The 13,453-nt window shown below is 63.0% G+C and carries 13 protein-coding genes and 3 pseudogenes; 3 read left to right on the plus strand and 13 right to left on the minus strand.

Going from position 1 to position 13,453, the window contains the following annotated elements; genetic code table 11:
• Positions 1-16: 16 nt before the first annotated feature.
• Positions 17-1,589 (minus strand): annotated as a pseudogene (locus tag DC31_RS05430) (tripartite tricarboxylate transporter permease).
• Here DC31_RS05430 and DC31_RS19185 point away from each other — a divergent pair.
• Positions 1,588-1,707, plus strand: coding sequence for a hypothetical protein (locus DC31_RS19185; RefSeq protein WP_081813735.1), 120 nt, complete (start codon positions 1,588-1,590; stop codon positions 1,705-1,707). The pseudogene DC31_RS05430 and the gene DC31_RS19185 overlap by 2 nt on opposite strands.
• 6 nt (positions 1,708-1,713) lie before the next feature.
• Here DC31_RS19185 and DC31_RS05435 read toward each other — a convergent pair whose 3' ends face one another.
• From DC31_RS05435 to rplU, 10 genes and pseudogenes are all read right to left on the minus strand, one after another.
• The gene (locus tag DC31_RS05435; RefSeq protein WP_036277888.1) at positions 1,714-2,400 is read right to left on the minus strand and encodes an SDR family oxidoreductase; all 687 of its coding nucleotides are present in this window, start codon (positions 2,398-2,400) and stop codon (positions 1,714-1,716) included.
• 1 nt (position 2,401) lies between these two features.
• On the minus strand, positions 2,402-2,785 hold the full coding sequence (gene rsfS / locus DC31_RS05440) for a ribosome silencing factor (protein ID WP_036277891.1): 384 nt from the start codon (positions 2,783-2,785) through the stop codon (positions 2,402-2,404).
• Positions 2,785-4,017: a hypothetical protein gene (locus tag DC31_RS05445; RefSeq protein WP_036277894.1), complete on the minus strand. Its 1,233-nt coding sequence runs from the start codon at positions 4,015-4,017 to the stop codon at positions 2,785-2,787. The genes rsfS and DC31_RS05445 overlap by 1 nt, the downstream gene beginning before the upstream one ends.
• A pseudogene (nadD, locus tag DC31_RS05450) lies at positions 4,014-4,615 on the minus strand (nicotinate-nucleotide adenylyltransferase). Before nadD ends, DC31_RS05445 begins: the two are co-directional and overlap by 4 nt.
• Before the next feature lie 5 nt (positions 4,616-4,620).
• A complete protein-coding gene (locus DC31_RS05455) occupies positions 4,621-4,845 on the minus strand; it encodes a hypothetical protein (RefSeq protein ID WP_036277896.1) in 225 nt (74 codons plus the stop codon).
• Between the two features lie 52 nt (positions 4,846-4,897).
• Entirely contained in the window at positions 4,898-6,193 is a 1,296-nt protein-coding gene (locus DC31_RS05460; RefSeq protein ID WP_051606460.1) for a glutamate-5-semialdehyde dehydrogenase, read from the minus strand.
• Positions 6,194-6,241: 48 nt separating this feature from the next.
• Positions 6,242-7,045 (minus strand): glutamate 5-kinase, encoded by an 804-nt coding sequence (proB, locus tag DC31_RS05465; protein ID WP_036277899.1) that lies wholly within the window; start codon positions 7,043-7,045, stop codon positions 6,242-6,244.
• The gene (gene obgE, locus DC31_RS05470) at positions 7,042-8,562 is read right to left on the minus strand and encodes a GTPase ObgE (protein ID WP_036277903.1); all 1,521 of its coding nucleotides are present in this window, start codon (positions 8,560-8,562) and stop codon (positions 7,042-7,044) included. The genes proB and obgE overlap by 4 nt, the downstream gene beginning before the upstream one ends.
• Positions 8,563-8,659: 97 nt before the next feature.
• On the minus strand, positions 8,660-8,923 hold the full coding sequence (gene rpmA / locus DC31_RS05475) for a 50S ribosomal protein L27 (RefSeq protein WP_036277906.1): 264 nt from the start codon (positions 8,921-8,923) through the stop codon (positions 8,660-8,662).
• 20 nt (positions 8,924-8,943) lie between these two features.
• A pseudogene (rplU, locus tag DC31_RS05480) lies at positions 8,944-9,251 on the minus strand (50S ribosomal protein L21).
• 215 nt (positions 9,252-9,466) lie between these two features.
• On the opposite strand from rplU, the gene DC31_RS05485 reads away from it, so the two are divergent.
• Positions 9,467-9,736: a DUF4031 domain-containing protein gene (locus tag DC31_RS05485; RefSeq protein ID WP_081813745.1), complete on the plus strand. Its 270-nt coding sequence runs from the start codon at positions 9,467-9,469 to the stop codon at positions 9,734-9,736.
• Here DC31_RS05485 and DC31_RS05490 read toward each other — a convergent pair.
• Positions 9,698-12,067 carry an Rne/Rng family ribonuclease gene (locus tag DC31_RS05490; protein ID WP_036277913.1) on the minus strand — a complete coding sequence of 790 codons (2,370 nt, stop codon included), beginning with the start codon at positions 12,065-12,067 and terminating at the stop codon, positions 9,698-9,700. The genes DC31_RS05485 and DC31_RS05490 overlap by 39 nt on opposite strands.
• 277 nt (positions 12,068-12,344) lie before the next feature.
• Here DC31_RS05490 and DC31_RS05495 point away from each other — a divergent pair, with 277 nt between their 5' ends.
• Entirely contained in the window at positions 12,345-12,962 is a 618-nt protein-coding gene (locus DC31_RS05495; protein ID WP_036277915.1) for a vitamin K epoxide reductase family protein, read from the plus strand.
• Between the two features lie 73 nt (positions 12,963-13,035).
• Here DC31_RS05495 and ndk read toward each other — a convergent pair whose 3' ends face one another.
• On the minus strand, positions 13,036-13,452 hold the full coding sequence (gene ndk / locus DC31_RS05500; RefSeq protein WP_036277917.1) for a nucleoside-diphosphate kinase: 417 nt from the start codon (positions 13,450-13,452) through the stop codon (positions 13,036-13,038).
• Position 13,453 lies beyond the last annotated feature (1 nt).

Here is a 13,453-nt window from a genome sequence, read left to right on the forward strand (position 1 = left end):
CGTCGCCACCCGTTTTTTAGCGCTCGCGCAGCTGATCTGCGATTTCGTCATCTACCGTACGGATTGTCGCGGTGTCGACATATGCCAGATCGGCTTCGAACCGCGCCTGACGGCGCTGCAGCCAGATGCCCAGCACGATGATCACCATCATCGCCGAATAGATCCCGATTGAGACCGGACTCTTTACGAGATACAGCGCGTCACCCTGACTGATCGCCATGGCCTTGCGGAGCTGCTCTTCGGCCATCGGGCCGAGAATCGCTCCGACCACCATCGGCGACACCGGGTAACCATGCCTGCGCATGAAGAAACCGATCACGCCGAGCAACAGCAGCACGCCGATATCGAACACCGTGAAGTTCGCCGCATACGCACCGAGACCGGCGAACACAAGAATGCCGGAGTAAAGATACGGCCGCGGAATCTGCAGCACCTTCGCCCACCAACGGCAGGTTGAGGATGATCAGCACCACGTTGCCGATGTAGAGGCTCGCGATCAGCGCCCACACCAATGCCGGCTGCGTTTCGAACAGCAGCGGACCGGGACGAATCCCGTACGTCTGGAACGCCGAGATGATGATCGCCGCGGTCGCGGTCGTTGGAAGCCCGAGTGTCAACAGCGGCACCAGCACACCCGCCGCAGCTGCGTTGTTGGCAGCCTCGGGCCCTGCGACACCCTCAATAGCGCCCTTGCCGAACTGCTGCCGATAGGGGTCTTTCGCAAGACGCTTCTCTGCTGCGTACGACAGGAAGGTTGCGACATCCGCACCGCCAGCCGGTATCGATCCGATCGGGAAACCGATCGCCGTGCCTCGCAGCCACGGCTTCCACGACCTCTTCCAGTCGCTCTTACTCATCCAGGTTCGCCAGTTGCCTGAGATGGGGATGATCGGCAACGGTCCATTGCGCAACCGGGAGCCCACGTAAAGTGCCTCGCCGACGGCGAAGAGGCCGACAGCGACGATCACAACGTCGATACCGTCACCGAGGTTGGGGATGCTGAAGGTGAAGCGCGCCTGCCCCGTGAGCGTGTCTGTACCAACCAGACCGAGGAACAGCCCGATCGATAGTGAGAAGATGCCACGAACCGGACTCCCACCCAGCAGGGCCCCCACGGTCAGGAACGCGACGATCATCAGAGCGAAGTAGTCGGCGGGTCCCAGCGTCACCGCAAAGTCAGCGATGATCGGCGCGAACAGCGTGAGCAACACCGTGGCGATAGTGCCGGCGATGAACGAGCCGATTGCGGCTGTGGCCAGTGCGGAGGTGGCACGCCCCATCCGCGCCATCTTGTTGCCCTCGAGTGCCGTGACGATCGAGGCCGACTCCCCCGGTGTGTTCAACAGGATCGACGTCGTCGATCCGCCATACATTCCGCCGTAATATATGCCGGCGAACATGATGATCGCGCTGGTGACATCCAGGGTGTACGTCAAAGGCAACAGCAACGCCACGGTCATCGCAGGTCCGATGCCTGGCAGCACGCCCACGGCCGTACCCAGCAGCACTCCCACGAAAGCGAACAGTAAGTATTGCGGCTGCAGCGCGCAACCACTCTCTGCCAGCGAGGTCGCTGAAGAACTTGGCATGTCGAGGGTCAGTGCCCGCCGCTACCTGGAACGACTCGTCGAGTCAGGGCTGGCCCTGAGCTCGCCCACCTACGGCGGAGTCGGCCGACCCGAGCTGCGGTATCAGCTGCGCGGGTGAGTTCTACTACCCAGGCCGAACGGAGAGGTCAGTGATCTGCGCGTCGCGCGGCAGATCGAGCGCAGCGAGGATGGTCGTCGCGACCGAGTCTGGATCGATGAAGAGCTCGGGGTCGTACTCACGCCCCTCCTGTTGATGCACGCGTGCTTGCATCGCCGTCGCGGTTCGTCCGGGGAAGATCGATGTCACCCGCACGCCGTTGTCGGCTTCTTCTTCACGCAAGGAGTCAGCAAGAGCCTTGAGACCATGTTTCGACGCCGCATACGCCGACCAATCGGCGTGAGCGCGGAGACCTGCGCCGGAGTTCACGAACACCACCTGACCGTGCGATACCCGCAAGACGGGCAGGAGCAGTCGCGTCAACTCGGCTGGAGAGACGAGGTTCACCGCCAGCTGCTTCTCCCAGAGGGTCGGCGAGAGATCAGCAACCGGTCCGAGGTCGACGATGCCAGCGACATGCACCAGCGAGTCAATCCGCTTCGGCAGGTGCTGCTTCGAGAGTGCCCACGACAGGCGCCCTGGCTGGGCAAGGTCGCCGACCAACGTCAATGCACCGGGAAACTCTGCGGCGATCTCGCGGGCACGACCTGCATCCCTGGCGAAAAGAACGAGCTCCTCACCCCGGTCCAGCAACCGACGAGCGAGAGCCTTGCCAATGCCAGACCCGGCACCGGTGATCAGGTGCACGGCCATGTTAGGGACGATCGGTGGTGGCAGGCTCCGCGACATCGATAGGAACGACTGGGCAGTCCTTCCAGAGCCGCTCAAGGCCGTAGTACACGCGCTCTTCACCGTGGAAGACGTGCACGATGAGGTCACCGAAGTCCAGCAGCACCCAGCGGGACTCCTGACGACCCTCGCGCCGCACGCGCTTGTGACCGGACTCGAGAAGCTGGTCCTCGATCTCATCGGCGATCGCGGCGACGTTACGCTCGCTGTTACCGGTGACGATCAAGAAGATGTCGACGAGCGGAAGCGGCTCTGAAACGTTCAGCGCGACAAGATCTTCACCGCCCTTGGATACAGCAGCGGCAGCAGCGATCTGCAGCATTTCTTCGGCGTTTTCAGGTGATTGCATTAGAACACATTCGTAGTAAATGCCACGATCAACGCCACAGCGAGAGCGAGCGCAAGGCCGCCCGCCGTGATCGCCAGCGTCAGCATGAGCTTGTTGCCCTTTTCAGGCGCCGGGGGTCGGATGACCTCACCGGCAGGTTTGATGGTGCTGACCGCAGAGCTTGCCGCGATCGGTGTGGGAGAGGACGACAGCGCCAGTTCGCCGTCGATGAGGACAGCATCTGCTTCTTTGCCGTCCGTGGTGCCGTGCGCATGGCCCTGCGAGCCAATTCCGCGCGGAAGATCGTAGCTACCAGTGATCAGAACCTCGCCGGTGGAGGCGACCGGCCCAGAGAGCGATCCACCGTTCGGCGAAGGATTGAAGATGAGAGTGTTCGGTGCGAGGTGTTGAGATCCGCCGGAATCCGATGTGATCAGCTCGTCGAAGGACGGCGTAAATGCCGGAGCTGCCGCCTGATCGCTCAGGAGCCCCCTGCCGAAGGTCGGATTGACGACGGGGCGCTCTCCGGTGTCGATCGGGTCGGCGACCGGAAGGTCCGTGTTCCCGTCTTCAGCGTCGTCCTCATCGTCATCGTCCGCCACGATGCCCAGTTCACTGATGTCGGCGTCGGAGTCCTCAGCGTCGTCAGCGTCCTCCGCGTCCTCAATCACGGCGGCCTCACCGGTCGAGTCTGCGGCGGTCACTGCGCTTACGGGCGCAACATCGATCACGACTTCGTCGTCGGTGTCATCGTCGAGGTCAGCGTCGAGATCGGTGCCAGCACCGGAGCTCTGGGCCGAACCTGCTCCGAACGTCGGCAGCCCGGACACCATACCGTCATCCGGCTTCTGCGCGTGGTCCTGTTGCTGTTCGCTATCGGATTCGTGAACAGTGTCACCCGACTCGTGCTCGTCGCGTGATTCCTCAGGGACGATCACGGGCAACGATGCTGTGCGGATGCGCTCGTGCTCGCGCGCTTGGCGTCGAGTAAGCCGCGATCCATCCAGGCTCGCATCGGAGTCGGGCGTCGGAGCGGAGTCCGCTGAAGCGGACTCATCGGCAGCGGACTTATCGACAACAGGCTCGACTACGACCGACTCGACGGGGTTCTCCGTCGAGGATTCAGGAGCTTCAGCCGCTGCGGCGGCCGCCGCTTGTTCTTCGCTGATCACCGGCGTCGCGCCGGTGAGACGAATCTCCCGCAGCTGTTTGCGGGTCAGCGGCTGGTTCCCCTGCTGATCCGGTGTACTCATTCCTTGCTCCGATACAGATGATATTTCGCGATGTACTGAACGACTCCGTCGGGCACGAGATACCAGACCGGCTGATCATCGCTCACACGCGCTCGGCATGCGTCGAGGAAATAGAAAGCGCAGGCACCTCTAGTTGGCTGACGTTTTCAGTCGGGAGGCCAGCTGTACTCAGAACGTGTCCTGGGCGAGAGACCGCGACGAAGTGGGCCAACTCCCACAACTCATCATGGTCCCTCCAACTGAGAATTTGCGCTACGGCATCAGCTCCGGTGATGAAGAACAGTTCCGCATCCGGTCGCTCCGCCTTCAGATCACGAAGAGTGTCGATCGTGTAAGTCGGGCCTTGGCGATTGATGTCGACACGGCTCACGGTGAACTGCGGGTTGGATGCCGTGGCGATCACCGTCATCAGATAACGATGCTCGCTCTGGGTGACGTTCGACTTCTGCCAGGGATGGCCAGTCGGAACAAACACAACCTCATCAAGGTCGAAGGAGTGCGCGACCTCGCTCGCCGCGACCAAGTGCCCGTGATGGATCGGGTCGAATGTCCCGCCCATCACTCCGATTCGCGGAGCGCGCGTGGTCGTGATCTCCATATGCCCTAGTGGCCGTGTCCTGCCCCGTGTCCGTCTTTGCCGTGCCGCTCAGCCCAGGCTTCTGCCTTGGCTGAGTGCCGGTTTGCGACGTTGCGGTACGAAAAAGTAACGAGTCCGAGTAGCGCGAACAGCCCCGCGGCGATGAGGCCGAAAATGACGGTCTCCAGCGCCACGTTTCCGTGGTGCTCCGTTTCGGCGGCTGCCATCGCAAGCTGTGCGACGAGGTTCATCCTGACTCCGTTTCGTGACCGGGTGCGATAAGACGCTCCTTCATCCTATCGCTCAGCCTCGAGTCTGACCCGACCCACGCGCCAGCCACTTTGTGCTGGTGAGCTCAGAAAGACCCATCGGACCGCGCGCGTGCAACTTCTGGGTGGAAATGCCCACCTCTGCGCCGAAACCGAACTCGGCACCGTCGGTGAATCTGGTCGATGCGTTGGCCATCACTACCGCCGAATCGACCTCGGCGAGGAACCGCTCAATGTTGCGAGCGTCATTCGTGATGATCGACTCGGTATGTCCGGTGCTGTACTTGCGAATGTGCGCGAGTGCGTCGTCAAGAGTGTCGACGACCTTGATCGCGATGTCGAGGCTGAGATACTCCGTCGCCCAGTCTTCTTCGGTAGCAGGGATGACGTTGCTGACGAGACCGGCAACCATGTCGTCGCCGTGTACGGTCACGCCTTCGCTCTGCAGTGCACTGGCGACCACAGGAATGAGCCGGGGCGCCGCCTGACGAAGCACCAACACCGTCTCGACGGCGTTGCAGACACTGGGACGCTGCACCTTCGCGTTGACCACGATGTCGCGGGCCCAGTCATCCGGCGCACTCTCATCAAGCACGATGTGAACGACGCCGGCACCGGTCTCTATGACCGGCACCGTTGACTCGGTCACCACCGTCTCGATCAACGCGGCGCTGCCACGCGGTACGAGCACGTCAACGAAGCCACGGCCGTGCATGAGCGCCTTCGCGCCGTCCCTTCCAAAATCATCGACAGTCTGAATTGCCTCTGGCGTGATGCCGACGCTCTCGAGCGCCCCGCGCATGATCCCTACGAGTACGGTGTTCGACTCTCGAGCGGCGCTGCCGCCGCGCAGGACGCTCGCGTTTCCGGAGCGCAACGCGAGGGCTGCGATGTCGACGGTGACGTTCGGTCGTGCCTCGTAGATCGCACCAACGACGCCGAAAGGCACTCGCACCTGCTCTAGCGCGACGCCATTGGGCATGCGATGCCCGCCGATGACCTGTCCAACCGGGTCGGCGAGGGCTGCGACCTCGCGAACAGCCGATGCGAGAGCAGCGACACGCTTCTCGTCGAGGCGGAGACGGTCGACCAGGGACTCGGCGATGCCATTCTCACGCCCGCGCTCGATGTCACGGGTATTCGCCTCGATGATGGTTGTTGTGTTCGCTTCTAGCGCCTGCGCGATGGATTCGAGCGCACGCGCCTTCTCATCGCTGGTGAGGCGGGCTGTCGCACGCGAGGCCTCTTTGGCGCGACTGAGGCGATCCTGAGAGGTCTCGGTCGTCGCGTTGGTCTCAGTCGTGTCGGTTGATTCGGCAACGGCGGTCATGCGGTCAGTTTACCGAGACCAGAGGCCCTCAGGGGCCTTCGTGACGCCTCAGACTGTCGCGGGATCGACCACGTCAGCGGGAGTGAACCACGTGCCGATTTCGGCGCCCTTCAGCGCACCGTCGACGAGGTCTGCGCTAGTGACAAGAACTCCGATGCCGGATGCCGCGGCGAGCCGTGCAGCAGACACCTTCGTAGCTGCTCCCCCGGTGCCGACGCTGTTGACCACGGTGGCACCGAACTCCAGACCGATCAGGTCGGCGTCGGATGCGATCACGTCGATCGGCTCGGCGGCAGGATCGGTCGGCGGTTTCGTGTAAAGCGCCTCAACATCGCTGAGCAGCACGAGTGCGTCCGCGTCGATGAGCTGGGCCACAAGGGCTGCCAGGCGGTCGTTATCGCCGAAGCGGATCTCTTGCGTCGCCACCGTGTCGTTTTCGTTCACAATCGGGAGAATGCGCAGACTCAGCAGACGCTCCATGGCGCGGCGAGCGTTGCTTCGCGACATTGGGTTCTCAAGGTCACCGGTAGTGAGCAACACTTGGCCGGCAACAACCTGGAACGGTCGCAACGCCTCCTGGTAGCGATACACGAGGATGTTTTGTCCTACAGCCGCGGCAGCCTGCTGCGTGGCGAGATCTGTGGGCCGAGCATCCAGATCCAGGAAAGGGATGCCGGTGGCGATCGCACCGGACGAAACCAAGACGATCTCACATCCGCGCGCGTGCGCAGCAGCCAGAGCGTGCACGATCATCGGAATCCGCCAGGACGACTCACCGCTGATGGACGACGAACCGACCTTCACAACGATGCGCTCGGCTGTAGCCAGCTCTGCGCGCGTCCGTGCGGTCATGCGCCGGTGCCGTCTTCCCCGTCGCGGACCTCCTCAGGCGTGACGCGCTGCTTGTGGTCTTGCTCGGCGCGAATAGCAGCCTTGGCATCCATCCGCTCGTAGTACTTCTCGCGACGCTCGCTTGTCGTGCGGCGCTCGTTGGGCGCAAGACGCGGGTCGGTGCCTCGAGGGGCCGTCATGAGCTCGGCAGCGGAACTCATTGCCGGCTCCCAGTCGAACACCAGGCCTTCGCCCTCGCCGATGACGACGGTGGCGCCGGGCGTTGCGCCCAGGCGGAACAGTTCAGTTTCAACGCCGAGACGCTCGAGACGGTCGGCGAGGTAGCCGACGGCCTCTTCGTTCTGGAAGTCGGTCTGCTGCACCCAACGCACCGGCTTCTCACCGAGAATGCGGTAATACGTGCCGTACGAGCCACCCTCAACGCGAATCGTGAAGGGCTTCTCCGAACCGCGTGGGCGGATGACGACACGCTCGACAGGAGTCTCTACAGCCGCTTCTGCACGATGCTTCTCGACGATCTCACCGAGAGCGAAGGTGAGCTGTCGAAGACCCTCATGCGCCACCGCAGAGATCTCAAAGACACGGAACCCCCGCGCCTCAAGCTCTGGACGAACGAGTTCGGCGAGATCACGCGCTTCGGGAACGTCGACCTTGTTCAAGGCGATGAGCTGAGGACGCTCCAACAGGGGAGTCTGCCCCTCAGGAACCTCGTATGCGGCGAGCTCGGCGAGGATGACATCGAGATCCGAGATCGGGTCACGGTCGGGCTCAAGCGTCGCGCAGTCAAGCACGTGCAGTAGTGCATAGCACCGCTCAACATGGCGCAGGAATTCAAGGCCGAGGCCTCGTCCTTCGCTCGCGCCCTCGATGAGTCCGGGCACATCGGCGACCGTGTATCGCGAATCGCCGGCCTGCACCACACCGAGATTGGGGTGCAGCGTCGTAAATGGGTAGTCGGCAATCTTCGGCCGCGCTGCCGAGATAGCAGCGATCAGGCTCGACTTTCCAGCGGAGGGATACCCCACCAGGGCGACATCAGCGACGGTCTTGAGCTCAAGGACCATGTCGCCCTCGAAGCCCGGCGTGCCGAGCAGAGCGAACCCCGGAGCCTTACGCTTTGTCGTCGCAAGAGCAGCGTTTCCGAGCCCGCCACGGCCCCCCTGGGCGATAACGACGCGCTCACCAGGAGTCACCATGTCGACGAGAACCTCGCCGTCGGGCCGCTTCACCACAGTGCCGACCGGAACCAAGAGTTCAAGGGTCTCACCGGAGAATCCGGAACGGTGATCGCCCATCCCGAAGCCACCGTTGGCGGACTTGCGGAACGGCGAGTGGTGGTACGAGAGCAGAGTGCCGGTCTGAGTGTCGGCGACGAGCACGATGTCGCCACCGTCGCCGCCATTGCCGCCGTCGGGGCCACCAAGCGGCTTGAACTTCTCACGGTGAACGGAAACACAGCCGTTGCCGCCCTTACCGGCGCGCAGATGCAGCGTCACCGTGTCGACGAACGTAACCATGTGTTCCTCTCGATCCCTGAGCCTTTCGGAGGGACCTTAGATACGCGGACGGGGCGAGCCGAAGCCCGCCCCGAACCGGATGTGTGTTGTGCAGCGACTACTGTGCAGCAGCAGCGGCGACGATGTTGATGACCTTGCGGCCACCCTTCGCGCCGAACTCGACCGCGCCCGCTTCGAGAGCGAACAGCGTGTCGTCGCCTCCACGGCCGACGTTGACGCCGGGGTGGAAGTGGGTGCCGCGCTGGCGGACGATGATCTCGCCTGCGCTGACCTTCTGGCCGCCGAAGCGCTTCACGCCGAGGCGCTGGGCGTTAGAGTCACGACCGTTACGGGTGGAGCTTGCGCCCTTTTTGTGTGCCATGTCCTGAGCCTCTTCTGTGCTTACTTGATGCCGGTGATCTTGACGCGGGTCAGGTCCTGACGGTGGCCCTGGCGCTTCTTGTAACCGGTCTTGTTCTTGAACTTCTGGATGACGATCTTCGGGCCGCGGAGGTTAGCGATGACCTCAGCAGTCACCTTCACCTTCGCCAGCTTGTCGCGTCGGTGGTCACCGTTGCGCCGTCGACGAGAAGCACAGCGGCAAGCTCGATCTTCTCGCCCTGACCAGCCCGAACACGATCGAGCTGAACGATCGTGCCGACCTCGACCTTCTCCTGCCGTCCACCGGCGCGCACAACTGCGTAAACCACTTCATACCTGTTTCGTTGGGGAGCTCACGGCTCCGTAAATCTCGCGGAAAGACTTTGCTTGCGTGCGTCGCAAGTCTGACGGGTGCGAGCAAAAGGCTCTACTGCGCCACCCCGTGGGGACGGTTCAGTTCACGCACCAAGGGACAACTTTACCGGATAGAAGCCTGAGCCGCAAAGCGAGCCATTGCCGTGTCGCGCAGCCGTAGTATCACGTGGTGACCATTCTGATCGATGACCCCATCTGGCCCGCACACGGGCGTCTATGGGCTCACCTCGTCAGCGACAACAACCTCGACGAACTGCACGACTTCGCGAGTCGTAATGCTATTCCCATCAGGGCCTTTGACCTTGACCACTACGACGTCCCTGAAGACGCGCTCCCCCGGCTCATCGCCGCCGGCGCTCATCACGTCGGCGGCAAAGAGCTCACTCGGAGACTGATTGCCTCAGGACTCCGAGTCCGCGCTCGCGACCGGCGCCACTGACCCCGCTGACGAGTTCACAGAAATCGGAGTGCCGGTCAGAGCCGCCGTGGTCACACGACGACGGTTGCGCCCCTGTCCAGGTGCCTTCGGCTCGGGAAGAGCATCCAGCACAGAGTCCAGCATCTGCTCGGCCTCAGTCTTGGCTGCCGTCTTGCCACGCTCCGAAGAGCGCTTCTTGCGCGCTTTCTTCGGTCGCTCGGCTGGCGCCGGCTGTTCCAGCTCGACAATCACAGTCTCGACCGCGGCCTCCACACTCGCAAGTGTCGATGCGGCGATCTGCGCGAGCGCAGACTTGGCACCTTCAGGGATGCTGTGAGTCGAGGTGCTCGGCGGCTGAGTGCTCTGATTCTGCGAGCCACCGCCGCGCTGACGCCGATTGTTGTTGGACTGGCTGTTGCCGTTCCCGTTGCTCGAAGTCGAGCTCGTACGGTGCTTGACCACAGGGTCGTGATGCACAACTACGCCACGGCCGGCGCAGACCTCGCAGGCCTCGCTGAATGTCTCAAGCAACCCGAGTCCGAGCTTCTTGCGAGTCATCTGAACAAGCCCCAGCGACGTGACCTCTGCCACCTGGTGCTTGGTACGGTCACGGCTCAGGCATTCGATGAGGCGGCGCAGGACCAGGTCACGGTTCGACTCGAGCACCATGTCGATGAAGTCGACCACGATGATTCCGCCGATGTCGCGCAAACGCAACTGTCGGACGATCTCTTCGGCGGCCTCGAGGTTGTTCTTGGTAACGGTCTCTTCGAGGTTGCCACCCGAGCCGACGAACTTGCCGGTGTTCACATCGACGACTGTCATCGCCTCGGTACGGTCGATGACCAGCGAGCCGCCAGATGGCAGCCACACCTTGCGATCGAGCGCCTTTTCGATCTGTTCGGTCACGCGGAACGCTTCGAACGGGTCGAGGTCGTCGTCATAAGACTCGACACGCTCAAGCAGGTCGGGCGCGACGCTCTCAAGGTACCCACGGATCGTGTGCTGAGATTCTTCGCCCTGAATGAGCATCTTCGTGAAGTCTTCGTTGAAGACGTCACGCACGATCTTGACGAGAAGGTCGGGCTCAGCATGCAGAAGCGCCGTGGCCTGCTGGGTCTCAACCTGCTTGCGGATGTGCTCCCACTGCGAGGTGAGGCGCTGCACGTCGAGCGTGAGCTGGTCTTCAGTGGCGCCCTCGGCGGCGGTGCGCACGATGACGCCGCTCGACTCAGGAAGAACTTCTTTGAGGATGCGCTTCAGACGTGCACGCTCGTTGTCGGGGAGCTTCCGGCTGATGCCGTTCATTGAACCGCCGGGCACATACACGAGGTAACGGCCGGGCAGAGAGATCTGGCTGGTCAGGCGGGCACCCTTGTGGCCGATCGGGTCCTTCGTGACCTGCACGAGAACGCGGTCGCCGGGCTTCAGAGCGAGTTCGATGCGGCGGGGCTGGTTACCGGTCTCAACGCCGTCCCAGTCGACCTCGCCGGAGTAGAGAACCGCGTTGCGGCCACGACCGATATCAACGAACGCGGCTTCCATGCTGGGCAGCACGTTCTGCACACGACCGAGGTAGACGTTGCCAATCAGCGAAGCGTCCTGACTGCGTGCCACATAGTGCTCGACCAGCACGCCGTCTTCGAGGACGGCGATCTGTGTGCGGCCGTTCTTGGAACGTACGACCATCTTGCGATCGACAGACTCACGACGCGCGAGGAACTCGGCCTCTGTCACAACCGGACGACGACGACCGGCATCACGCCCGTCACGTCGACGCTGCTTCTTCGCTTCGAGGCGAGTGGAGCCCTTGATGGCCTTCGGCTCGGTGATGTACTCGACGACACGCGGACGCTGACGCGGCTCTTCGTGCTGCTCTTCACCCTGGTCGTTGCCGGTAGGCCGGCGACGACGGCCGCGCCTGGCGGGCTGGTTGTCATCCTGCTCGTCATCGGCAGCATCGTCAGACGTGTAGCGGTCGCGACCACGACTGGGACGCGCCGGGAGCGGCGTGATCTCAGGTGCGTAGAAGCGCAGCTGCGTGGAGACCGTCGAAACGAACACCTCAGGAATGAGCCCGAGGCTGACAGCGGTCAGCGGTTCGGGCTTCGCCGGGGCTGCTGCCGGCTCCTCAACGGTCGGCGCGTCAACGACCGGCGCTTCAACGACCGGCGGCTCAGCGGCTGGCTCCTCAGCGAGCGGCTCGTCAACCGGGGCTGCCGTCGGCTCCTCGGGAGCAACGGGCCCAGCGTCCGGCGTCTCCGCGGGTGGAAGGGTTTCCTCCGGTGTTACCGGAGCCTCCGTGTTCGCGTCGAGGGTGGGGGTGTTGTTGTCATTGTTCTGATCGGCCATCTCTGGCGTACTCCTTGCGCAGGCACTGGGTGCTCCGCGAAATCTCATGCGGCACCCGCGGGTGCCGCGAACTCATTCGGTGTATGACCGGCTCGTAGCTCTGGTCACGAGGGGTATTGGACCCCGAAGTCTGCGTCGATGCATGTTGCGGCGGCGCCGCTCGACACATCAAGGGCCATTATCGCACCATGTGGGCGAGTTCGTAGCATCCGCACTCTCGCGCGCCTTCATCGGCGCCTCACGACACTTCCATAGTGACCACTGAGATAATCGAGATATGAGCGAGCAGCGCACCCGCCCCGTCGGCTATGCCGTCTGGCTGATCATTGCCAGCGTGATCGGCTGGTGGGCCGCATTCGAGCTCACAGTGGAGAAGTTCGCGCTGTTAGAAAATCCTCAGCAAGCATTGTCGTGTGACCTCAGCCTGTTCATCCAGTGCAGCACCAATCTGCAGTCCTGGCAGGGATCAGTCTTCGGCTTCCCGAACCCGATCATCGGCCTCGCCGGCTGGATGGCTGCCCTCGTTGTCGGCGTAGCGCTCCTCGCTGGAGCACGATTCCCCCGCTGGTTCTGGGCGACGTTCGCCGTAGGCATCACCTTCGCCTTCGGACTTGTCTGCTGGCTGATCGGCCAGAGCCTCTTCGAGCTGTTCGTACTGTGCCCATGGTGCATGGTGACTTGGGCCGTGACGATTCCGACGTTCTTTGCGACGGTCGTGCAGTTGTTCCGCAATGGCACGCTCAGTCGCTCTCAGAAGGTCCGGCAGCGGGCGGGACGCTTGATGGTGTGGGTACCGCTCGCGACGATCCTCGCTTACGCCCTCATCATCGTGATGGCACAGCTGCAGGGTCTCAACTTCCTCGGCGAGATGGCTCGTCTGCTGTTCTCGGCCTAGACCGCTCTTCTCGGCCTAGGTACGACCAAGCCCGTCTGCACCAGCTGATGCAGACGGGCTTGGTCGTTCAAATTCAGGCGAACCAGATGCCGAGTTCGCGCGCAGCCGACTCAGGGCTGTCAGAGCCGTGCACGAGGTTCTGTTGCACGGCCAGGCCCCAGTCGCGGCCGAAGTCACCACGGATAGTGCCTGGTGCAGCGGTGGTCGGGTCGGTGGTTCCTGCAAGCGAGCGGAAGCCCTCGATCACACGGTTACCGGTGAGGCGGATCGCGACGGCGGGGCCCGACATCATGAATTCGAGCAGCGGCTCGTAGAACGGCTTGCCCTCGTGTTCGGCGTAGTGCTCTGCCAGCACGTCGCGGTCAGGCTCGACGAGGCGGATGTCTACAAGTGCGTAGCCCTTCGCTTCGATGCGGGCGAGGATCGCTCCGGTGAGCCCGCGGGCGACGCCGTCCGGCTTGACGAGGACGAGGGTTTCTTCGGTGGCCATG

The sequence above is a fragment of the Microbacterium sp. CH12i genome (genome assembly GCF_000685355.1).
Lineage (GTDB): Bacteria > Actinomycetota > Actinomycetes > Actinomycetales > Microbacteriaceae > Microbacterium.